Consider the following 24167-nt stretch of genomic DNA (forward strand, 5'->3'; position numbering starts at 1 on the left):
CACCGCAGCCGCGGACCGCTTCCATCAGCTCCCTGCCAGGCCGCCGCCATTTCCATAATCACACATTTCGTATCGAAATCTTTACTTCTCTTCTTCCCTCTTCTTGCTGCTCAGCGCTGTAAATGCTGCCAGCAGGAATCCGGACAGCAGTGCTGCTAATCCTGCGTGTGCACCTGCACGATCACCGGTCTTCGGAAGACCTGCAAGCGGTACATTGCCGTCATCAATCAGCACTAAATTATCAGCCGAACTGCTTTCAGGTAAGTTTGCCAACGGTACCTCACCCGGTTCAATCGTTACCGTTCCCGGATCAGTTCCAGGCCCCTCCGGCACGTATGGCTTATCAGGATTCGGAGTATTGCCGCCTCCGCCTCCACCGCCTCCGCTGCTGCCTGAGGTTACTCTAAGGGTGCCTGCTAAATACGTGATATTATAGTTGGAGGTAACTTCTCCATTATCTGCCATGATCACTGCATCACTGGCTATATTCTCGCTGCTGCCAACTGAGGTCTGTGAACCTGTCACTTTAACTGCCGTCAGTGTCTGGCCGTCTGCAAGCGTTCCGTCTGTGATCGATGCGGTCGGTGCGGTTAATTCTGTTCCGTTGTATTTTCTTTCCGCACTGGCTGCTGTAATGGATAATGCACGTTTCTGAATGACTACAATACCTGTTACAACGGCTGTGTCGTGATAATTTGGATTGACAGCCTTTACATAGACGGTGTGGCTGCCCGCTTCTGTAAAGACAGGCACTGTCTCACTAAAGTTCTGATTATCCACGGAGTAAAGAATCGTGGAGCCTTCCTTCAGTGCGGTTACTTCTCTCAGTCCATGTGTCTTTCCATCATACGTTACGGTTTCTCCGGTTACATTAACGGTATTCGTATTTAATGCAATGATATCCAGCTTACCGTTCTTCACCTCTACCTTATAGTTGGAATTATCACTGTAGCTTGCAGTCAGTGTAATGTCAGCGCCAACCGCCTCTTTGTTCTTATCCGCGTCAAGTCTGTGGTAAACTACAGTCCCTAAATCTCCGTCGGATATCAATCCCTGAATCTGGCCCGTAAATAATGGGTCAATGTCACTATAAGATTTCGATTTGTTATCTACAACAATGGTTGCCGGCCTTGCTGTTATGCGAATCGTTACATCTTCAGCCGTTAAGTCCTCATAACCGGTTTTCGTCGCCTTCACAGATACCGTTACGGTTCCATCTGCTACATTGGTAACGCTTGGTGCTTCGGTACTCCATTCACCGTTTCCAGCCTTATAATAAATCGTGTAACCAGGTGCATGCTCAAGCTTAGCGGCTGCCTCGTGGGCGGCTCCGTCATAGTTCCAGCTTCCTCCTGCTGCTGTCAGCACTGCGTCTTCAAGGAACGCGGTCTTAATGGCAAAGTCTCCCTTCACTACGGTTACAATGTAGTTGCTGTTTGACTCATAATCTGCTGTCAGTACCTTCGGATAGGTTCCTACTGCCTCTTCTGTGTTGGTTCTTCTGTAGGTAATGGTTCCCAGATCTCCGGACGCCACAAGGTTTGCTGCCGTTCCAGTAAATTCCGGATCCTGCTCATCAAAGTACTTCTCCGCATGATCCACTGTGATGACTGCTTCCCTTGGTGTAATCTTAAGGGTTACATCCTCTGTCGTTAAATCTGCATAGCCGCTTCTCACAGCCTTCACGGATACGGTTACGGTTCCTTCCAGTACATTGGTGACGCTCGGGGCCTCTGTGGTCCACTCGCCATTGCCTGCTTTGTAGTATACTGTGTAGCCGTCTGCGTTCGTTACATTTCCGGAGGCCGCGTGGGCTGCTCCGTCATAGATCCAGCTTCCGCCAGTTGCTTCCAGCTTTGCATCTTTTATGGATGCGGTCTTGATTTCGAAGTCTCCATTTACTACATTTACAATATAGTTGCTGTTTGCCGTGTAGTCCGCAGTCAGTACTTCCGGATAGGTTCCTACTGCCTCGTCTGCGTTTGTTCTTCTGTAGGTTACGGTTCCGAGATCCCCTGCTTTTACCAGGTTCTCTTCTGTTCCCGTAAATGCCGGGTCAGATTCATCGAAGAACTTCTCCGCGTCATGTACCCGGATCGCTGCGGTTCTGGCTGTGATCTGGATTGTTGTCTCATTGGATACCAGGGTCTCATAACCTTCACGGGTACCTCTTGCAATCACAGTTACGGTTCCATCTGCTACATTGGTGACTCCCGGTACAGTCTCAGACCAGGTATTTCCTCCGTCCGTACTGTATTCGATCTTATACTTCTTCAGTGCTGCCAGAACGGAATCGATGACATCCAGTTTTACTCTGTGCTCATCTCCGTCATATACCCAGCTTCCTCCGACAATCTTAAGCTCTGCCTCCGGGTCCTTCGCTTCTTTAATCTTAAAGTCGCCGCGTTTTACGGTTACTTCGTAGTTTGTGTTGTCTGTGTAAACTGCATCCAGCACCTTCTCATACGTTCCCACACCTGCTGCGTCATTGGTTCTCACATAGGTTATCGTTCCGAGATCGCCGTCTGCAACCAGTTTTGTTACGGTTCCGGTAAATGCCGGATCTGCCTCGTTAAAGAACTTCTCCGCATTGTTTACCGTGATCGTTGCCGGCTTCTTTGTGATCTGAATGGTTACATCTTCAGCCGTTAAATCTGTATATCCGGTTTTCGTTGCCTTGACGGATACGGCTACGATCCCTTCTGCCACGTTGGTGACGCTCGGTGCTGTAGTGGTCCATTCGCCGTCTCCAGCCTTGTAATATACGGTATAGCCGTCTGCGTTCTTAAGAGATGCTTCCGCCGCATGTGCCGCTCCATCGTATACCCAGCTTCCGCCGTCTGCCGTCACTTTGGCATCCTTCATGGTCGCTGTCTTGATTTCAAACGTTCCCTTGTGCTCGGTTACATTATAGTTCGCATTTTCAATATAGGCTGCTGCCAGTACTTCCGGATAAATGCCGACTGCCTCGTCTTTATTTGTTCTGATGTAGGTCAGTCCTTCTAAATCACCTTCCTTTACAAGTCCTGTCACGGTTCCTGTAAACTTCGGATCTGCTTCATCAAAGAACTTCTCTGCATCATCTACGACAATAGCTGCGTCTTTCGGAATAATCTCCAGAGTAACCGCGTCAGCTGTCAGTTCTTCGTAACCCGTTCTTGTTGCCTTAACGGATACTGTCACGGTTCCGTCCAGTACATTGGTTACACTCGGGGCCTCTGTGGTCCACTCGCCGTCTCCGACTTTGTAGTATACTGTGTAGCCGTCTGCGTTCTCAACTCTTCCGGCTGCCGCATGGGCCTCGCCATCGTAGATCCAGCTTCCGCCTGCTGCCGTCAATTCTGCGCCGCTGATCGAGGCGGTCTTAATCGTAAAGTCGCCATTTACCACAGTCACGTGATAGTTGCTGTTTGCAACATAGTCTGCAGTCAGTACATCGGGATACGTTCTTACTTCTTCTGCCGTATTGGTCCTGCGGTAGGTGACAGTTCCCAAATCCTCTTCTTTAACCAGATTATTTTTGGTTCCTGTAAATACCGGATCTTTTTCATCAAAGAACTTCTCCGCGTCATCGACAACAATTGTAGCGTCTCTTGGCGTAATTTCAAGTGTAACGTCTTCCGTATTTAAATCTTCGTAGCCGGTCTTTACTGCCATGACAGATACGGTTACTTTTCCATCTGAGACATTTGTAACACTCGGTACTTCCGTACTCCAGGTGCCGCCTTCTGTCTTATAGTAAATGGTGTATCCATCTGCATTTTCGACAATGGCTTCTGCCCTGTGGGCATTTCCATCATATACCCAGCTTCCGCCGGCCGCCGTCAAGGCTGCTCCCGTGATAGCTGCTGTCTTAATCTGGAAATCACCCTTCTGAACAATCACATTGTAGTTGCTGTTATCTGTAAATTCCGCAGTCAGGACTTCTTTATAGATTCCCACCGCTTCCTCTGCATTTGTTCTCTTATAGCTTACTGTTCCAAGATCGCTCTCATTTACAAGATCTGTTACAGTTCCTGTAAATGCCGGATCCTCTTCATCAAAGAACTTCTCTGCATTGTCTACCGTGATCGTCGCTGTCTTTGGTGTGATCTGCAGGGTTACATCGTCAGTCGTCAGGTCTTCATAACCTGTTTTCGTTGCTTTTACAGATACGGTTACGAGTCCTTCCGATACGTTGGTTACATCCGGAGCCACTGTACTCCATTCGCCGTTTCCAGCCTTATAATAAATTGTATAGCCAGGAGCATTCTTCAGTTTGGCTGTCGCTGCATGGGCTGCTCCATCGTAGGTCCAGCTTCCTCCTGCTGCCGCCAGTTCCGCGTCCTCAATGAAAGCGGTCTTAATAGCAAAGTCTCCCTTCACTACGGTTACGATGTAGTTGCTGTTTGACTCGTAATCTGCTGTCAGTACCTTCGGATAGGTTCCTACTGCCTCTTCTGTGTTGGTTCTTCTGTAGGTAATGGTTCCCAGATCTCCGGACGCCACAAGGTTTGCTGCCTTTCCAGTAAATTCCGGATCCTGCTCATCAAAATACTTCTCCGCATGATCCACTGTGATGACTGCTTCCCTTGGTGTAATCTTAAGGGTTACATCCTCTGTCGTTAAATCTGCATAGCCGATTCTCACAGCCTTCACGGATACAGTTACGGTTCCTTCCAGTACATTGGTGACGCTCGGGGCCTCTGTGGTCCACTCGCCATTGCCTGCTTTGTAGTATACTGTGTAGCCGTCTGCGTTCGTTACATTTCCGGAGGCCGCGTGGGCTGCTCCGTCATAGATCCAGCTTCCGCCGGCTGCTTCCAGCTTTGCATCTTTTATGGATGCGGTCTTGATTTCGAAGTCTCCATTTACCACATTTACAATATAGTTGCCGTTTGCCGTGTAGTCCGCAGTCAGTACTTCCGGATAGTTTCCTACCGCTTCGTCTGCGTTTGTTCTTCTGTAGGTTACGGTTCCGAGATCCCCTGCTTTTACCAGGTTCTCTTCTGTTCCCGTAAATGCCGGGTCAGATTCATCGAAGAACTTCTCCGCGTCATGTACCCGGATCGTTGCGGTTCTGGCTGTGATCTGGATTGTTGTCTCATTGGATACCAGGGTCTCATAACCTTCACGGGTACCTCTTGCGATCACAGTTACGGTTCCATCTGCTACATTGGTGACTCCCGGTACAGTCTCAGACCAGGTATTTCCTCCATCCGTACTGTATTCGATCTTATACTTCTTCAGTGCTGCCAGAACGGAATCGATGACATCCAGTTTTACTCTGTGCTCATCTCCGTCATATACCCAGCTTCCTCCGACAATCTTAAGATCTGCCTCCGGGTCCGTCGCTTCTTTAATCTTAAAGTCGCCGCGTTTTACGGTTACTTCGTAGTTTGTGTTGTCTGTGTAAACTGCATCCAGTACATTCTCATACGTTCCCACACCTGCTGCGTCATTGGTTCTCACATAGGTTATCGTTCCGAGATCGCTGTCTGCAACCAGTTTTGTTACGGTTCCGGTAAATACCGGATCTGCCTCGTTAAAGAACTTCTCCGCATTGTTTACCGTGATCGTTGCCGGCTTCTTTGTGATCTGAATGGTTACGTCTTCAGCCGTTAAATCTGTATATCCCGTCTTCGTTGCCTTGACGGATACGGTTACGATTCCTTCTGCCACGTTGGTGACGCTCGGTGCTGTAGTGGTCCATTCGCCGTCTCCAGCCTTGTAATATACAGTATAGCCGTCTGCGTTCTTAAGAGATGCGGTCGCCGCATGTGCCGCTCCATCGTATACCCAGCTTCCGCCGTCTGCCGTCATTTTGGCATCCTTCATGGTCGCTGTCTTGATTTCAAACGTTCCCTTATGCTCGGTTACATTGTAGTTCTCATTTTTAATATAGGCTGCGGCCAGTACTTCCGGATAAATGCCGACTGCCTCGTCATTGTTTGTTCTGATGTAGGTCAGCCCTGTTAAATCGCCTTCCTTTACAAGTCCTGTCACGGTTCCTGTAAACTTCGGATCTGCTTCATCATAAAACTTCTCTGCATCGTCTACGACAATGGCTGCATCTTTCGGAATGATCTCCAGAGCAACCGCGTCAGTCGTCAGTTCTTCATAACCCGTTCTTGTCGCCTTTACGGATACTGTCACGGTTCCGTCCAGTACATTGGTTACACTCGGGGCCTCTGTGGTCCACTCGCCGTCTCCGACTTTGTAGTATACAGTGTAGCCGTCTGCGTTCTCAACTCTTCCGGCTGCTGCATGGGCCTCGCCATCGTAGATCCAGCTTCCGCCGGCCGCGGTTAATTTCGCACCTGCGATAGAAGCAGTTTTTATCGTAAAATCTGCATTTACTACGGTTACTTTATAGTTGTCGTTGGCGGTATAATCTGCCGTCAATACCTCTTCATAGGTTCCTACTTCCTCGTCATCGTTGGTTCTGCGGTAAGTAACCGTTCCCAGATCTCCCGCCTTTACCAGATTAGTCTCTGTTCCTGTAAATGACGGATCATTTTCGTCGTAGAATTTTTCTGCATCATTTACAGTGATAGTCGCGTCTCTTGGTGTAATGACGAGTTTGACATCTTCTGTCACAAGATCCACGTAGCCGGTTCTCGTTGCTTTCACAGATACTGTCAATTCGCCTTCGGATACATTGGTGACACCTGGTATATCCGTCGTCCATTCACCATCCCCTACACGATAATAGATGGTGTAGTTATCCGCATTTGTAAGTTCTGCGTTGGCGTAATGCGTTTTTCCATCATACGTCCAGCTTCCGCCGGCTGCACTTAGAGAAGCACCTTCCAAAGTCGCTGTCTTGATTTCAAAATCGCCTTTTTTAATGGTCACTTCATAGTTACCATTTGAAGTATAGTTTGCTGTCAGTACTTCGTTGTATATACCAACTGCTTCTTCCGTATTCTCTCTGGTATACGTTACCGTTCCAAGGTCTTCCTGGTTTACTAACGCTGACACGGTTCCTTCGAATTTTGGATCCGGCTCATCAAAGAACTTCTCTGCATTCTTTACCTGGATGATGACTTCCTTCGGCAGTATTTTGAGCGTTACATCCTCTGCCTCCAGGGCTTCGTATCCATGGCGTTCTGCTTTAACCGATACGGTTACAAGCCCATCTGCTACGTTTGTCACACTCGGTGCTTCTGTAGTCCATTCGCCGTTTCCGGTCTTATAATAGATTGTATAGCCGGGTGCATTTTCCAATGCAGCTGTGGCGGCATGTGCATTTCCATCATAAGTCCACTCTCCGCCAACTGCTGTCAGCACTGCGCCTTCGAGTGATGCGCTCTTAATTTCGAAATTGCCCTTTTCTATCTCTACTGTATAGTTCTCGTTTGAAGTATAGTTTGCAGTTAATACGTCCTGATATACGCCTACTTCTTCATCGTTATTGGTTCTGCTGTAAATTACGTTTCCAAGATCTCCCGCTTTTACAAGTCCGTTTATCTTTCCTGTAAATGCCGGGTCTTTTTCGTCGTAGAATTTTTCTGCATTGTCAACAACAATCGTTACCGGCGCCGGAGTAATTGAAATCGCAGCTTCATTCGATTTCAGCGGTTCATATCCTTCACGAGTACCTCTTGCAATAACGGTAAGCGTTCCGTCGGATACATTGGTCACTCCCGGTACATTTTTAGACCAGGTCTGGCCTCCGTCCGTACTGTATTCAATCGTATATCTCTTCAGTGCAGCCAGTGCAGAATCTATGACATTCAGCTTTACTTTATGCTCTTTTCCGTCATACGGCCAGCTGCCTCCGGCGATCTTTAAGTCCGCCTCAGGATCCTTTGCCGGATTAATTTTGAAATCACCTGGTTTTACAGTTATCTTATAATTGGTGTTTTCTTTGTATTCTGGAATCAGGACTTTATTATACGTTCCCACGCTCTCGGTATCATTCGATCGTTTATAAGTAACCGTTCCAAGATCTGTACTATTAACAAGTCCCTGTACAGTTCCCTCAAAGGTTGGATCGCTTTCCCCAAAGGTCTTTTCTGCATTTTTTACTGTAATTGTCGCTGGCTTCGGTGTTATCTGCAGCGTGACATTCTCAGTCTCCAGGTCTACATAGCCATGTTTCGTTGCTTTTACAGATACCGTTACAATACCTTCTGATACCTCTGTTACACTCGGCGGATTTACTGTCCAGTCACCGTCATTCACTTTGTAATATACGGTATAGCCATCCGCCTTATTAAGAGTTGCTGCTGCGTAATGTGCATTTCCATCGTATTCCCAGCTGCCGCCCTTAGCCGATAAAGACGCTCCCGGCATCGTAGCTACCTTGATTTCAAAGTCGCCTCTGTGCTCTGATACAGTATAGTTTTTATTTGCTTTATACTCTGCAGCGAGTACTTCCTTGTAAACATCGACTTCCTCAGCCTCATTTGTTCTCACAAATGATACGGTACCAAGGTCTGTTTCGTTTACGAGACCTTCTACTTTACCGGTGAACTTCGGGTCCAGGGAACCATAGGCCTTTGAACTGTTATCTACCGTAATTGTCACTTCTTTTGGTTTAATTGTCAAAGTTCCCGGTTCTTTTGTAATCGTGTATTCATGTGTTACATCGACACCCGATTCATTTACAACTTTTACACTACCTGTAATGGTGATTGGATAGCCATCTTCCTGAACATCACGTCCGGAACCACTGGCTTTTATGTTGGTAATTCTGTGACCTGCTTTTAAACCAGTCGATTCATATCCTGTTTCCGATGCATACTGCATTTCACCATTATAAACTTTTTCTGTATCGGCTGCTTTGATGGTCAGCGCCTGTTTTTTCTGCCACTGTGCGTATACAGTAATGTTATCTGTAACGATCGTGTTGGAAGTGAACGCGCTGCCTGAACCATCCATTGCTGTATTCCAGCCAAGGAAATTGTGATCCTCTCTTGCTGCGGTTGCTATCTGGCCGCCTAAAGCGGTATCCTTAGGCACGGTCACGCTGCTAACGCTTGGCGTGCCTCCGTTGCCGTGAAAGGTTACTGTGACATCTTTGATTTCCTGATAGCCATAGTACAGATTAACAGCCTTCTTGGCAGGGCTCAGCTCTACATTTGCAGGATTCGCACTTCCATCCTTTGATGCACTTGCCGCTACATACTGATATTTGATACCATTGTACTCAATGGTCGATGGTGCATTCACGGTATAGCTGCCAAACTCCTGAGGTGCATCCCCATAAAGTTTGGTTCCCAGCTGCTGGCGGCGCTCGAAATCAATCGCTTCGCCGGTTCCGTTGATTGTAATACCGTCTTCATTAACCAGGTAATAGTTTAATGTGATGGTACCCACATCTCCAACTGCCAGGTTGGGGCTCGGAATATCCTGAGTCTGGGACTGTTCATTTGGATCCGTGTAATCTACTTTTGCTTCTTTGTTGGTATCCGGTGCAGTGCCGCCTGGTACCGAATCCTTTACTTTAATATAGATAGTAAGGGTTTCCTTATTGGCGGAAATATTACCGAAATCCCATGTAACTGTCTTATTATCGGAACTCCTGTTTACGGTGCCTGTGCTTGCTTCATACCACATGCCATTGTTGTAGTCCGTTGCAATCTCAAACGCCTCTGTGTTGATGACATCTGTAATTGTCGCTTCTGTTCCGGCGATTTTGATGGAGCTGGCGATGGCGTCGTAGATGCCTACCAGATCGCTTGTTTTTTCGATATTGATAGCATAGGTTGATTTAGGGGAAGAGGCTAACGGAACGATAAAATTGTTAAATTTTTTATCTCCAATATTTAAACCGATTGAATAAATAGTAACGCCCTGCTCCCGTAAGTCAGCCGCATCTTTTTGTCCTGTATGATAATCTGACCAATCATAATCACGAGGTTCACCATCACTCATAAATACGATATATACAGGACGAGAAGTATCTGTTCGTCCATCTATAATTTTTTTTGCTGCTTGGAAGGCATAATCATAATTTGTACCTCCTGAAGCACTCATTTGATTGTCTATAACATAAGTTTTAAAATAATCTGTCGCAGAATAGGTTACAGGTTTTTTCTTTCCAACCTTAATTGTCTCATCTGCTTTTAAAAATGTTTCTGTCGAATTATTGATACCTGGATAAGCTATTGCACTACTATCAAAATCAACGATAGCAATTCGATTGTCAGATGGAACACCATCAACTGATTCATATAAATTATCTACGAATCCTTTTGCTCCACTTTTAGCTGTCGACCATTTTGTTCCTGACATACTACCAGAACTATCGACAATTAAAATAACATCACTACCCTGGCGGACCGGATTTCCATAAATGGTAAAATTAATTTTGGCCAAACCATTTACTTCATCCACCCATTCTGCTGTTTTGGTAGGAAATACTTTACCAGGTGTCGTATTATCATCAGCAAGTCTCGAACGATAATAATTTCTTGGAACAGCATTCAGAATTTGTACGTCTTCTTCTTCCCTTTCCACCGGTATCTCATCATAAAATAACTCAACTTTATTTTCCGCCTCAGCACTGATTGTTATCTGCTCTGGCATACTGCCTAAGTAGGTAAGAGACTCTTTATCCCAGGCATAATCCGCCGGATTAATCACATCCCCTTCCTTCAGACCTCTAATCACTTCATCCTCTGATATATCTTTATCATTATAAAATGCATTATGATGAATCGTAAGAGTTAATCCTTCTGCTACTTCAACAGATATCCCCATTTTATCAAGGGTCGTTACATATGCTTTCGCATAACTTTCTTCATTGAGTAATACATGGCCATAGGTCTTGCCTTCGATTTTCTCTGAAGGTTTATTCTCTTCATGATCGGCATGATCACCTTTATCCGCATTACTTCCTGTGCTTACTGAAACCGGATTATCGGCAGGCGTATTTGCTTCTGTATCCTCTTTCGGACTATCTGCTTTCGGAACCTCTTCATCTACAATTGATACGTCTGACTCTTCTGAAGTCGGCTCAATTGCAGTTGTCAATACGTAGGTGTTGTTTCTTATTATAGATACGGTTTCATTTCCTGTATCTGCCGCCTCTGGTTCCTGTGCCGGTGCTTCTGGTTCCGGTGCGGGAGCTTCTGTATCTGGTTCCTGCACTTCCGGTGCCTGTGTTGCCGCATCAGTTTCCGGTGCCTGTGTCTCTGGCTCCTGCACTGGGGCCTGTGTTTCCGGTTCCTGTACCGGGGCCTGCGTTGGCTTTTCGGTTTCTGCCTGCGTAGGAGCCTCTGTCTTTGGCTCTTCTGCCGGTGCTGTTGTTTCCGGTTCCTGCGTAGGTACCTCCGACTCCGGTTCCTGCATCGATTCTTCCGGTACCTGTGCCGGTGCCTCAGTCTCCGGCTCCTTCGTCTCTTCTACACTTCCGGTTTCCCCACTGGGTACAGTGGATTCTTCCGGGGTTTGTGCCGGCTTATCGCCTTCTATTGCATTTCCATTCTCATCGAGTACCGGCTTTTCGGTTTCTGCCAAAGAAGAATTTCCTTTAACCGTAACCTTATCCGTTACATAATCATCAATTCTGGAACGAAATGCAATTTTGGATTCAGAGTCATTGATATAAAGGAAAATAATTTCTTCCTCACCAGTTATCTGATATCCTTCTGTTTCACCTTTTACTCGGATAAACATCCGGAGATTCGCTCCGTCTGCGTTTTCCTCTTCGTCCAGGTCATAAGAAGGGGCGATTTCATATACCGTGCCATTTGTAAATAGCTTCTGATACTCTTTCGCGGTACTTCCTGTCTCCTCGATTCCGAGATCCTCGTAAGTAAAGGTACTGCCATTATCAATAGCAGCCTGAGCGGATTCCACTATATCTTCTCCGCTCATGACAAAGGTAGCTTTTTCTGTTTCCAGTGCATTTGATACATCTGCCAATGACACCGTGTTCACGGAGGTCATGGTCAGAACAAATGCCAGGAACGCGGCAAGCCCTCGTCTGAACTTTTTTCTAAGTCCTTTCATACTTTCTCTCCTTCCTTACCCTTCCATCCGGGCTTTTTCTCTATTATTAGTTGTTGTAAATCTATCTTCAAACTCACTCTCTTCCTTAACGCTTTCCAATGCTGAAGCTATCAACATGATCATCTCCAAAAAGCTTCTGAAAGCCTGTTTCTCACCGGTTTCACGCCAGTAAATTACTCCCTGCCAGGTTGAGTGTTCCCTGAACAGGATCTTGATCAGAAAGGTCGCTTCCTTCCCGCCTAAACGATAGGAATCCCAGGTTTCCTCTGAAATAATTTTTCCTTCCAGAGATTTTCCGGAATCGTTTTCTCCAACGCCTGCTTCAAACAGACGTACCATAGCATCAGCCAGACCCATGATTCCTTTAAATCGCTCCAGATGATTGATAAAAGCGTTTTGTACTCTTCCTGTCACCAATCCCTTTTCGCAGGAATTAATCGCAATCTGGCAGATTTTTGTGACCCTCGTTCCTCTCTCCTCCGATTGACCGGTAAAGATTCGATCAATCATCTGAAGCATCTGCAAAAGACTTTCAAAGCTTTCTGTCTGTTCACCTTCCAGCCAGGTAATATCTCCCTGCCAACTGGCGTTATAGCGAAATTTCACATAAATCTGAAACGTCGCCAGTCTGCCATTCTGATACCGGTTGCATTCCCGTATTACCGGTTCCGGATACTCTATTCCTGTAAATCGCCTCAGTTCCATAGCCTGTTTGGGACATGACATGCTGTCAAAAATACGATTCATTTGAATTATCATTTCAAGGAAATTATCATATCGGATTCCCGGAGTTTTTCCCGCATGATAGATAACTCCCTTCATACATCGATCTTCATATTTATCTACAGAAATGGTAAAATAACGATATGAATTATGAATCATGCTCATTTTTGCTATCGACAATTTATTCACCTTCCTATAATTTATTTTATGAGTTTTAAAACAGCCAACCTGGCATTAAAAAAAGCAAAAAAACAAAAATAAATTATGGAAAAATCTTGAAATGTAACCGTTTTGTGACCATGGCACTGTATAATGCTCTTATAATTAATGTTTTCGTAAGATATAGAAATAAAACAAATTTAAAAAATCCAAATAACTGTATAATAAAATAAATTATATGTACTATTTTTTACTTTCCTCTATTTTTTTAGTATTCATATCATACAAGTAGACTTTAGTCTATACAATATTGTCTTTATTTTTAATCTGTATCTTCTATTTAACCCCTATATTTTAATTTTTTTACTGTTTACTGCGCCCTATTTTGTGTTATTTATCGTAATTTTCATGATTTTTTGTTACATAAGCGAAAATAAGGTCATAAATTAACTTCACGAAAAAATTTAGGCAGATATAACTTTGCCTAAAAGAAACTATAACGAAATACTTAAGATGGAGGAAATCAGAGACTTAGTTATAGCGTTAAATTATAGAAATCTATTTATTTTTATAGAATATTTGACCTTTTAAAAAGATTTTCGACATGAAAAGGCGAAGACCTGACAGATTATTACTTCTGCCAGGCCTTCGCCTTTTTAATCATTTTTATTGTAAAACTTTATTTCTCTTCTTCCCTCTTCTTGCTGCTCAGCACGGTAATCTCTGCACGCCATAGACTGCATGAAAGGGTCTAAGTGTTTCACGGTATTCTTTTACATTGTTACAATAAAATTTACTTGTAGTCACTAAATCAATTTAATATTCATAATAGACGGTCTGCCCAGCCTTTTCCTGCCCATTAAGGACTAATTTATCCGGCTGATCCTTCATCACCCTATATCCATAAAAGCGAACATTTGGATTAACTATATTAAAAACTTCTCTAATATATTCCTGCCCTTCAAATGAAAAGAGCCTCTGCTTTTCTCAAAACAGAGTCTCTTCCTATTATAATTATACTATTTATAAAAATGCCACAATTCCGTCACAACCGATCCTACTCATCAATACTGTAGTTCGGAGCCTCTTTCGTAATATGAATATCATGCGGGTGGCTTTCCTTCAGGGATGCTGCGGTAATCTTTACAAATTTAGCTGTTTCCTGAAGTGTCTTAATATCAGAAGCACCACAATAGCCCATTCCTGCTCTGAGTCCGCCCAGCATCTGGAATACGGTATCTTCGACGAGACCTTTGTATGCAACACGGCCTTCCACGCCTTCCGGAACCAGTTTTTTGGCATCAGACTGGAAGTAACGGTCCTTGCTTCCGTTTTCCATGGCTGCAATAGAACCCATGCCACGATATACCTTATACTTTCTTCCCTGATACAGCTCAAATGTTCCCGGGCTCTCATCGCATCCGGCAAACATACTTCCCATCATGCAGACATTACCGCCCGCTGCGATGGCCTTTGTTAAATCTCCGGAATACTTGATACCACCATCTGCAATAACTGGAATTCCATATTCTTTTGCTACCGCATAGCAATCCATAACTGCTGTAATCTGCGGCACACCGATACCAGCAACCACACGGGTTGTACAGATAGAACCAGGTCCGATACCGACCTTAATCGCATCTGCACCGGCTTCAATCAGGGCCTTTGCCGCGTCTCCGGTCGCTATGTTTCCAGCGATAACCGGAAGATCCGGGTATGCTTCCTTAATCATGCGTACACAGTTTAAAACGTTGGCAGAATGGCCATGAGCGGAATCCAGGACAATCACATCGACCTTGGAAGCGACCAAAGCGGCCACACGATCCAGAACATTAGCAGTAATTCCGATGGCAGCACCACACAGAAGTCTTCCCTGGCTGTCTTTTGCAGATAACGGATATTTGATCTGCTTTTCAATATCCTTAATTGTAATGAGTCCCTTTAAATTAAAATCATCATCAACAATCGGAAGCTTTTCCACTCTCGCCTTGGCAAGAATCTTCTTCGCTTCTGTCATGGTAATGCCTTCCTTCGCCGTCACCAGGTTTTTGGAAGTCATACACTCTTTAATTTTGCGGGAAAAATCTTCCTCAAATTTTAAATCACGGTTGGTAATGATACCAACCAGCTTTTTGCCTTCTGTAATCGGCACACCAGAAATACGGAACTTCGCCATCAGCTCGTCCGCATCCTTTAATGTATGTTCTGGGGAAAGATAAAATGGATCCGTAATGACGCCATTCTCCGACCTCTTTACCTTATCAACCTCATCTGCCTGCGCCTGAATCGACATGTTCTTGTGGATAATACCGATACCTCCCTGTCTTGCCATGGCAATTGCCATACGGTGCTCGGTAACCGTATCCATACCAGCACTCATCAGGGGAATGTTCAGCTTGATGGTTTTCGTGAGGCAGGTCGTCAAATCAACCTGATTGGGGATTACTTCTGAATAAGCTGGAACTAAAAGTACGTCGTCAAAAGTAATGCCGTCGCCAATAATTGTACCCATTAAATTTTCCTCTCTTTCTTGTCCTTTTTATTAATGTAACTAATATATTTTTGCTTGTTAGTTACATAGTTTAACAAATTTTGCGTCACTTGTCAACGGACAATTTCAATCTGTTTTCCGTGTGTGAAAGACATAATTTCCAGCGTATTTAATATATTCATCGCGGCTTATAAATTTACATTATTTGGGAGTTTGTGAGAAATACTTTATATTTCCTTTGTTCAGCCTTTTGCTTTTAATTTAAGCTGTATGTCATTTATGATCATATTTTTTGTGCGGCTTTATATTTTCTATGCTAATGCCAGACTCCCTGTATTTCACCCACGTTTACGTTTCTATCTGCCATGCTTTAAACATGTTTCCACAATATTTGTTTCCTATATAAGAAAAACTATATTCAGCTCATAAAAGCCAAGAAAAAGACAGGATAAATTCTTCCTGTCCAAATGCGCATAATCATCAAGCGGGCAATGCATAAGTATGTAGACAAATGCACTGCCCGCAATCAAAATTTATCGTTTAATGATGCCATTCCTCATTTGATACGGCTGACTAATTTCCGGAGGGAGCGCTGCCTGAACTAATCTTCTTCTGTTTCCAGATATAGAAAATAAGGACCAACAGGAATGAGAGACTTTGAGCAATTGTGATTCGCACAAACATCAATTCATCAGCACCTGTATAGGAGGTAACGTGTAAAATATTTACGATTGTATTATTGACAAAATGATCCCCCATAGCCATATAAAGTGAGCCGGTCAATCTTGTTATCATAGCCTCTTTAAAACCAACAAGACCGCTTGTGATTACCAACATGAAAATGTTAGCCACCATCCCTCCCATGCTGCTCATACCGTCATAATAACTGCGAATCGGGCCTATGACGTGCCACGCACCAAATAAAATGGAGCAAATAATTGCTGCTGCAATAAATTTGTATTTCTGTTGAAGAATTTTTTGAAAAAGCCCTCGATAGACGCCTTCCTCCATCAGTACATTAACGATGTTACCAACAATACAAATAAGGAAGAACAGGATACCGGTCTGATTTCCTATATTTTTATCCACAGCATAGCTGCTGACATAAAATTGAAGGGACTGGAAATTCCCCTGCGAAACTGCAATCAGGATTTCTGCCCCATATGCGGCCGCAAACACAGAAATACCAAACAGTAAACCGAATGCAAAATTTTTGAATATACCTTTACGTTTAAATCCAATAAACTCGAAATCAGTAGATAGAATTTTTATTGCAATCCAGAGAATTATGATGCCCGCAATCTTATGTATGATCGCTTCTCCCAATAAGGTCTGATCTGTACGAATCATAAAATATTCTATCATTCGAAAGATAAAACACAGTATGTAAATTGCGAGCACCGATAACAAGGGACTTCTTAGCTTTTTCATGTAGAGCTCCTTCTGCCGTTTGACTTGGATTTATTTGGCCGCCTCACCTGATTTTGAAACGATATGTTTCTTATACTTTATATGTTAATCTGGGGCCTGTCAAGCTGTCTTACTTACTCCTGGTTTGTATCTATGAAATTATAGGAAATGCTGTTAACACATTCGATCTATATTCCATCACCTTTATTTATATATCAGTAAATGTTAACACATAATAACATTTTATTATTTATGATTTGTATCTGATTTATTTAGAAATCTTTTGTTATTGTATATTGCTGGTCTTTATTTTATGCCTTTAAGATCCAAATTAAAAATAGAAGCTTATAATCAAAAATGCAGCCTATTTCGGCACATTTGCCGAAGTAAGCTGCATTCATTTATTTACTGTTTTCTTTTCTAATTATAGTAAGCTCTGTTGTATAACTGATATTCTCTTCATAATCTACCAATTTCTCGTATCTTATGATATAGATCACATATTTACTGCTCTTTTCAGCTTCTTTACATCATCTTCCAGTATGCTGACTCGAATTCTTGTCATTTCGATACTTCCCGCTACTCTTATCGCCTCATCCAGTTTTCTGTTCAGAATGAAATGTGATTCTGCAATAAGAGCAATACTCGGGCGGATTTCATTTTCAATGGTAAAACGAATCCCCTTCACATTTTCATTTAACTGTTCCATCTTAGCATCAATTCTGCCTTCCATGGTGTTCATATCATTTCTCAGGTCTATGATATCAGTCTTTACCACGGTCATATCACTCTTTAATTCCACGATATCACTCTTTACCACAGCCATATCGCTCTTTAATTCCACAATATCACTCTTTACCACAGTCATATCGCTCTTTAATTCTACAATATCACTCTTTACCACAGCCATATCGCTCTTTAATTCTACGATATCGCTCTTTACCACAGCCATATCGCTCTTTAATTCTACGATATCGCCCTTTACCTCAGTCATATCGCTCTTTAATTCTACGATATCGCTCTTTACCACAGCCATATCGCTCTTTAATTCTACGATATCGCTCTTTACCACAGCCATATCGCTTTTCAGCTCTGCTACATCACTCTTTAACTCCACGATATCGCTCTTTACCACAGCCATATCGCTTTTCAGCTCTGCTACATCACTCTTTAACTCCACGATATCGCTCTTTACCACAGCCATATCGCTTTTCAGCTCTGCTACATCACTCTTTAACTCCACGATATCGCTCTTTACCACAGCCATATCGCTTTTCAGCTCTGCTACATCACTCTTTAACTCCACGATATCACTCTTTACCTCAGCCATATCGCTCTTCAGCTCTGCTACATCACTTTTTAACCCCACGATATCGCCCTTTACCTCAGTCATATCGCTCTTCAGCTCTGCTATATCGCCCTTCATCACAGCCATATCATTTTTCATCACAATTACATTATCATTTATACTCTGAACATTTCCACAGAGTAAATCCAACTTTTCATCTATTGTCATTTCACTCCTCCTATCTTTAGTTTTTACGTCATTTAGATGTTCTTATTATACTGTAAAAGCTTTGCCATTACAAGACTTTTTCTCAAGCAATCATACACATCACCAACTCTCCTGAAGCTAAACATAGGATTTTTTTGCGGAAACCGCATTGAAACAAAGAATTTTAGAATCTTACAGGCAAGAAAATGCTGTGGAACTTGTTTTCTATCTTACTATATTCGAATCACACCTGTCAAGCATCGATGTTAGGTTTTACAAAAATTCCTATAAAAATCTCCCATACGCCTTATCAATACATACTTTTACAAATCATCTACGCTTAATTCGTCCGTAAATATTTCATCCCCTTCACCAATCCAGCCATTTTAGCTTCACTTCTCCTCCCCATTCCCAAAGACCACAAAAAAAGGCCAAACACACTACGCGGCCTAATCCGCATCATGTATCTGTCCTTTTTATTTTATCCTTATAAAGCTTATCCTGAAACAAATCCTCAAACGACGTTCAAGGCATCTCCTTAAACGCGGTCCACAATCTTTCGTGGAGCCGTCATCTTCATGCAGTGAAGAAGCTTATCGTTCGGCTCGAAAATAATCTTCATGGATTCACTGCCGGACTGGCTGATCAGTGTAAATGTCTTGGCGTCCGGGGTGTGGGAAGAGAAATCCAGAACCTTCATATTATTTGTCTCGTGATCTTTCGCTTCCGTGGAACCGGTAGGCGCAACGATCTGAATCTCATCCATGGAACCTTCCCAGGCTTTTTTTCTCTTGGTCTTTCCGTAAATCCGGTCAATCGTCAGCTGATTGCTTACATAGAGGTACTCAAATTCGACTTCGCTGTTGCGGAAGACAAAGTAGGCTGCCGCTGCTGCCGCAAAGAGAACCAGGATTCCGAAAATTCCGAGCAGCGGGGATACAGCAACAAAGAATGCCACCACACATACCAGAACCATCAATACCTTGACAAGCATCATATAAGCTGGTGCTTTTCGTTTTACGAGCCATTCTGCATACATTTCATTCATAGACTGATGTCCTTTCTTCTGTGAAGGGAGATGATATAGTTCACGGTCCGCATCCCCGGAGGGCGATGATCTTACAGGTTGTACTTTCCTGAACAAAGAATCCGGCAAGCCGGACTCGCGCCGGAGCGCGGTCGCTTCAGCGGCCATATTTTCTTAGCGCGTTGTGCATCACCCGGAGGTTTTTTGTATCACAGGATGAACTTTCCTATGAAACAAAATAAAGAGGATCTGCAATGCAAGCACTGCAAACCCTCTTTTCATTACGCATGCGTCGCTTTTGCTTCCGTTATTACATCATATCCATTCCGCCTGGAGCCGGAGCTGCAGGTGTTTTTTCTTTTATATTAGCAACAACGGATTCAGTTGTCAATAAGGTAGATGCAACACTGTTCGCATTCTGTAATGCGCTTCTCGTAACCTTGGTCGGATCCAGGATACCAGCCTCGATCATGTCTACGTATTCTTCCTTATAAGCATCAAAGCCTGTGCCAACCGGAGCCTCTTTTACCTTGCTGATAATAACGGCGCCTTCCAGACCTGCGTTTGCCACAATGTGGTATAACGGAGACTCCAGAGCCTTAAAGATAATCTTTGCACCTGTCTTTTCTTCGCCTTCCAGACTGTCAATCACTTTCTGAACGTCCTTCATAGCGTGGATATAAGCGGAACCGCCGCCGGCGATAACGCCCTCTTCAACGGCTGCTCTTGCTGCGGATAAAGCATCTTCCATACGAAGCTTTGCTTCCTTCATCTCGGTCTCGGTAGCCGCACCTACGCGGATAACAGCGACACCGCCGGATAACTTCGCAAGTCTTTCCTGTAATTTTTCTTTATCAAAATCAGATGTGGTCTCTTCAATCTGACCCTTGATCTGGCCGATTCTTGCTTCGATCTCGTCTCTGCTGCCTTCGCCGTCTACGATAATGGTATTTTCCTTCTGAACCTTAACGGATTTTGCACGTCCAAGCATATCCATTGTGGTGCTCTTTAATTCATAGCCTAACTCTTCGGAAATTACCTTGCCGCCTGTTAAGATAGCGATATCCTGAAGCATCTCTTTTCTTCTGTCGCCGTAGCCAGGAGCCTTAACAGCTACTACATTGAAGGTACCTCTTAATTTGTTTACGATTAATGTGGTCAGAGCCTCGCCCTCGATGTCCTCTGCAATGATTAAGAGTCTTGCGCCGGACTGTACAACCTGCTCTAATAATGGAAGGATCTCCTGAATGTTGGAAATCTTCTTATCTGTAATGAGGATATACGGATCGTCTAAGTTGGCTTCCATCTTCTCCATGTCGGTGCACATATAGGCGGAAACGTATCCTCTGTCAAACTGCATACCTTCTACTAAGTCTAACTCCGTCTTCATGGTCTTGGATTCTTCAATGGTGATGACACCGTTGTTGGAAACCTTCTCCATCGCATCAGCTACCATCTCGCCGACTCCATCGTCTGCTGCGGAGATTGCCGCTACTCTCGCGATAGAAGCTTTGCCCTTAATCGGCTCGCTCATCTTTGCGATTGCTTCTACAGCTGCCTCAGTAGCTTTTCTCATACCCTTTCTTAAAACGATCGGGTTAGCGCCTGCAGCCACGTTCTTCATGCCTTCATTGATCATCGCCTGAGCCAGTACCGTCGCTGTAGTAGTACCATCACCTGCTACGTCGTTGGTCTTTGTCGCAACTTCTTTCACAAGCTGTGCGCCCATGTTCTCATATGGATCTTCCAGCTCGATCTCTTTTGCAATGGTCACACCATCGTTGGTGATCAGCGGAGCGCCAAAGGATTTGTCAAGAACAACGTTTCTTCCTTTCGGTCCCAATGTTACACGAACTGTGTCTGCTAACTGATTTACGCCGGCTTCCAGTGCTTTTCTGGCGTCTACACCATATTTAATCTGCTTTGCCATGATTTCATTCCTCCAGTTTCTTTCTATCTATCGTTTTTGTTATGATTTCGGTATTGCCTTAGGGATACGGTTTATTCGATCACAGCCAGGATATCGTTCTGCTTTACGATAACCAGCTTGTCATTTTCGTTTTCGCCTTCCACTTCGGTTCCTGAATACTTGGAAAAGATTACTTTATCGCCGACCTTTACCTGCATGGTTACTTCCTTGCCATCAACCAGGCCGCCTGGTCCAACTGCGATTACTTCCGCCTGCTGCGGTTTTTCTTTTGCCTGACCCGGTAAAACGATTCCGGATTTCGTCGTTTCCTCTGCAACCAATGGTTTTAATACTACCCTGTCAAATAATGGTACTAATTTCATTGCAATTCCTCCTCATACTGTTTCTATTGATTCTTTCTTTTTGTTTCGCAATGGAAACTTCTTTTATTCACATACTAAGTTATATCACTCATTATTAGCACTGTCAATAGTTGAGTGCTAATTTTATATATTTTTTACAATTTCGTTCCATAACTGAGAGCATTTTCCCGTTCCTACATAGTTTATAGAAATTTTCTTATTATATACCTTTATTTTTTTCTTTATAAGTATTACAATAAGAATCAAATGAAAGGAGTGTTTCACATGGCAAAAAAGGGTAATGGTTTTGGGAAGTTAGTGGCTTTCGCCACCATCGCGGGTGCCGTTGCGGCCGGTATCTCTTATTTTACGAAATATAAATCTTTCCATAAAGAACTGGAAGAAGATTTTCATGATTTTGAAGATGACGGGAATGATGACATTTCCAAGATTGACAGCACAATGAACAGGAACTACGTATCCCTTCACGCAGACAAAGATGAATTCAAGGTAGCCGCCGCCGATATGGCCGACGCAGCCAAGGATGCAGCTTCTGCCGCGAAGAACCTCGTGAAAGACGCAGCCAGCATCGTGAACAGCACGGCCAGGGAAGCCGCTTCCGCAGTTGCCGATACCGCCAAGGATATGCTTGATTCCGCCATGGACCGTTCAGAGGACGACGAGGAGGAAGAAGATATTACCGAAGACGGCGGACTCGACTACGCAGCCGGCGCCACAGAAGGGTTCAAAGAAGAACCGGAGCAGGCCGCAGATACAGAAGATAAAGAAGCAGACTCAGAAGAAGTCGAAGAGATATATGAGGGAACCGGAGATGCATTGAAGAAATTTGCCGCAGAGGAATCCACTACGATTGTGGAAGACACGGCAGACGAACCATAATGAATTAAAATCAGCCAACCGGTAATCAGACGGCGCAGAGTGGTATTCCATTCTGCGCCATTAAATTTACATTTTAAGACTACAATTTAAGTTTACAATTTAAGATTACAATTTAAGTTTACATATTAATAAGAAAGAGTCCCGAAAAGTGAATGCCACTCTCACGATTCCATTTCCAGGAATCCGCCTTCACTCTTCGTAACTCTTTTTATCTGTTATTCCCGCACAAAAATCGGGGAAACCCAGGCGGTGTCTCCATTTCTCAAGTGCACCCGGAGCCGGTAGCAGCTTCCCGCCTCCAGTGTCACCTTCTTTTCATACTTCATCGTATACGCCTCTTCCGGCACTGCCTGGCGGATTCTGGTCTTATAGGCGTTGTGCCAATAGAAATCATCGCGGTAGTGTTCCACATTTCCAAAGACCTCTGCTGCCAGATCCATGCTCTCCTGATACTGGGCAAGAATTCTCGAGGATTTCATCAATTCCTTAAGCGTAAAGCGGTAGACGTAGCGGTCCACCTTCAGCACGATCTCATCCTCCGGCTTTCCCTCCACTTCAAACACAAAACCTTCCTTCACGACCGTACTCGGTCCCATCCAGTGGCCTGTGGTGGTGCTCATATAGGTAGTCATATGGAATTCACAGGATTTCTCCGTCACATTGCAAAGCTCCTGACCAAAGCTGTTAAAGCATTTCTGCACCGAGCAGAGACGGCCCGGAACTTCCAGAGACCCAACCCATGTTTTCATCAGACGGTCCTTATAAAACTTGGGATTCGGCCCCCAGCCAAACTCCACTGCAAACTTATACTTTCTTACGCCGGTATACTCAGTCTCTTCCCAGGTTCCCGCATGAACCGCCATGGTATCCAGAACATTGTTCCGAAGGATCTCTACCCGGTCAATGGCGTCCGCCGCCTCAATGGCAAATGCAAGCGTCCCTTCTCCCGGCTTCACCACAGACCCCATCGGGCTTCCGTTTATGGTAAAATCAATATCCATACGGCTTCTGCTGACGCCATATACCCGGCGGTTTTGCAGGCCTTCCCAGATCGCCTCCTTTGAGCCGTCCGCCGCCAGCACGCACATGGTTCCATGATCGTGAACCGCCGGTACATTGTGGTTGTCTCCAGAGGCAATCATGCCGACCAGATACCCCTTCTCGAGCCCCCTCTCATAACAGGTCTCTCCGGTTCTTGGCCCCATGTGGAGATGGCGCTCCATATCAAAAGGGCCTGTATCATTTTCACTGCAGCCATGGCTGGAATAGATCTCCGCAAACGGAGAGAAGGCTTCCCGGTGCGTCTCCCAGTTTTTCCCCCTGCTGCCCAGCTGGTAGGCCACATGGTGGGGGATGGCTATCGCCGGCCTGTCCTTATACGCCTGATAGAGTTCCTCGTACCGCATGGGATGGAGCATTGGCTGTTCATTATCCAAAAAGAACACATTATGGTCTCCGTCATCTCCGGAGCCCTGCCACTCATAGCCCATAAACATCGGATAACCGGCTTCATTTTGCTGTTTTACCGCCTCGCGGAGCTGTTCCCAGTCCTGTTCGATCTGTTCCCTGTCATATAGATCCTCCAGGCCTGCCCCTGTTTCGGTACGCTTCATATAGAAGGGATAGTAGGCGACCGGCCAGAAATCAACGGTCTTTTTTGCGTGTTCAATCCATTGGTTCAGCTCTCCCATCTGATTGTGATGAATATTGCTGTGTAAATCCGTCCATAGTTTTTTGTAATGCAT

10 protein-coding genes are annotated in these 24167 nt (G+C 44.4%); 1 reads left to right on the top strand and 9 read right to left on the bottom strand.

Going from position 1 to position 24167, the window contains the following annotated elements; genetic code table 11:
• Nucleotides 1-81 precede the first annotated feature (81 nt).
• The 8 genes from H8S80_RS13775 to H8S80_RS13810 form a co-directional block, all read right to left on the bottom strand.
• Entirely contained in the window at nt 82-11946 is an 11865-nt protein-coding gene (locus H8S80_RS13775; protein ID WP_187049054.1) for a doubled motif LPXTG anchor domain-containing protein, read from the bottom strand.
• 15 nt (nt 11947-11961) lie between these two features.
• Nucleotides 11962-12768, bottom strand: coding sequence for a hypothetical protein (locus H8S80_RS13780; RefSeq protein WP_243007903.1), 807 nt, complete (start codon nt 12766-12768; stop codon nt 11962-11964).
• 1117 nt (nt 12769-13885) lie between these two features.
• Nucleotides 13886-15340, bottom strand: coding sequence for an IMP dehydrogenase (gene guaB, locus H8S80_RS13785; protein ID WP_025529642.1), 1455 nt, complete (start codon nt 15338-15340; stop codon nt 13886-13888).
• 552 nt (nt 15341-15892) lie between these two features.
• On the bottom strand, nt 15893-16750 hold the full coding sequence (locus H8S80_RS13790) for a CPBP family intramembrane glutamic endopeptidase (RefSeq protein WP_117632092.1): 858 nt from the start codon (nt 16748-16750) through the stop codon (nt 15893-15895).
• Nucleotides 16751-17225: 475 nt separating this feature from the next.
• A complete protein-coding gene (locus H8S80_RS13795) occupies nt 17226-18245 on the bottom strand; it encodes a coiled-coil domain-containing protein (protein ID WP_187049055.1) in 1020 nt (339 codons plus the stop codon).
• A gap of 517 nt (nt 18246-18762) precedes the next feature.
• Complete coding sequence (locus H8S80_RS13800) at nt 18763-19272, bottom strand: DUF6106 family protein (RefSeq protein ID WP_002602650.1); 510 nt, start codon at nt 19270-19272, stop codon at nt 18763-18765.
• 289 nt (nt 19273-19561) lie between these two features.
• A complete protein-coding gene (gene groL, locus H8S80_RS13805) occupies nt 19562-21181 on the bottom strand; it encodes a chaperonin GroEL (protein ID WP_002602649.1) in 1620 nt (539 codons plus the stop codon).
• A 71-nt stretch (nt 21182-21252) separates the two neighbouring features.
• Nucleotides 21253-21543: a co-chaperone GroES gene (locus H8S80_RS13810; protein ID WP_002602648.1), complete on the bottom strand. Its 291-nt coding sequence runs from the start codon at nt 21541-21543 to the stop codon at nt 21253-21255.
• A 264-nt stretch (nt 21544-21807) separates the two neighbouring features.
• On the opposite strand from H8S80_RS13810, the gene H8S80_RS13815 reads away from it, so the two are divergent.
• On the top strand, nt 21808-22422 hold the full coding sequence (locus H8S80_RS13815) for a hypothetical protein (RefSeq protein ID WP_002602647.1): 615 nt from the start codon (nt 21808-21810) through the stop codon (nt 22420-22422).
• A 215-nt stretch (nt 22423-22637) separates the two neighbouring features.
• Here H8S80_RS13815 and H8S80_RS13820 read toward each other — a convergent pair whose 3' ends face one another.
• Nucleotides 22638-24167, bottom strand: a complete 1530-nt coding sequence (locus H8S80_RS13820) for a PHP domain-containing protein (RefSeq protein ID WP_117632088.1) — start codon at nt 24165-24167, stop codon at nt 22638-22640.

This window comes from Hungatella sp. L36 (genome assembly GCF_014288035.1).

What these genes read in the sequence shown, in the direction of transcription:
- H8S80_RS13790 (WP_117632092.1), bottom strand. Translation starts at nt 16,750, where the DNA reads ATGAAAAAGCTAAGAAGTCCCTTGTTATCGGTGCTCGCAATTTACATA.
- H8S80_RS13820 (WP_117632088.1), bottom strand. Translation starts at nt 24,167, where the DNA reads ATGCATTACAAAAAACTATGGACGGATTTACACAGCAATATTCATCAC.
- H8S80_RS13810 (WP_002602648.1), bottom strand. Translation starts at nt 21,543, where the DNA reads ATGAAATTAGTACCATTATTTGACAGGGTAGTATTAAAACCATTGGTT.
- H8S80_RS13795 (WP_187049055.1), bottom strand. Translation starts at nt 18,245, where the DNA reads ATGACAATAGATGAAAAGTTGGATTTACTCTGTGGAAATGTTCAGAGT.
- groL (WP_002602649.1), bottom strand. Translation starts at nt 21,181, where the DNA reads ATGGCAAAGCAGATTAAATATGGTGTAGACGCCAGAAAAGCACTGGAA.
- H8S80_RS13780 (WP_243007903.1), bottom strand. Translation starts at nt 12,768, where the DNA reads ATGAAGGGAGTTATCTATCATGCGGGAAAAACTCCGGGAATCCGATAT.
- H8S80_RS13775 (WP_187049054.1), bottom strand. Translation starts at nt 11,946, where the DNA reads ATGAAAGGACTTAGAAAAAAGTTCAGACGAGGGCTTGCCGCGTTCCTG.
- H8S80_RS13800 (WP_002602650.1), bottom strand. Translation starts at nt 19,272, where the DNA reads ATGAATGAAATGTATGCAGAATGGCTCGTAAAACGAAAAGCACCAGCT.
- guaB (WP_025529642.1), bottom strand. Translation starts at nt 15,340, where the DNA reads ATGGGTACAATTATTGGCGACGGCATTACTTTTGACGACGTACTTTTA.
- H8S80_RS13815 (WP_002602647.1), top strand. Translation starts at nt 21,808, where the DNA reads ATGGCAAAAAAGGGTAATGGTTTTGGGAAGTTAGTGGCTTTCGCCACC.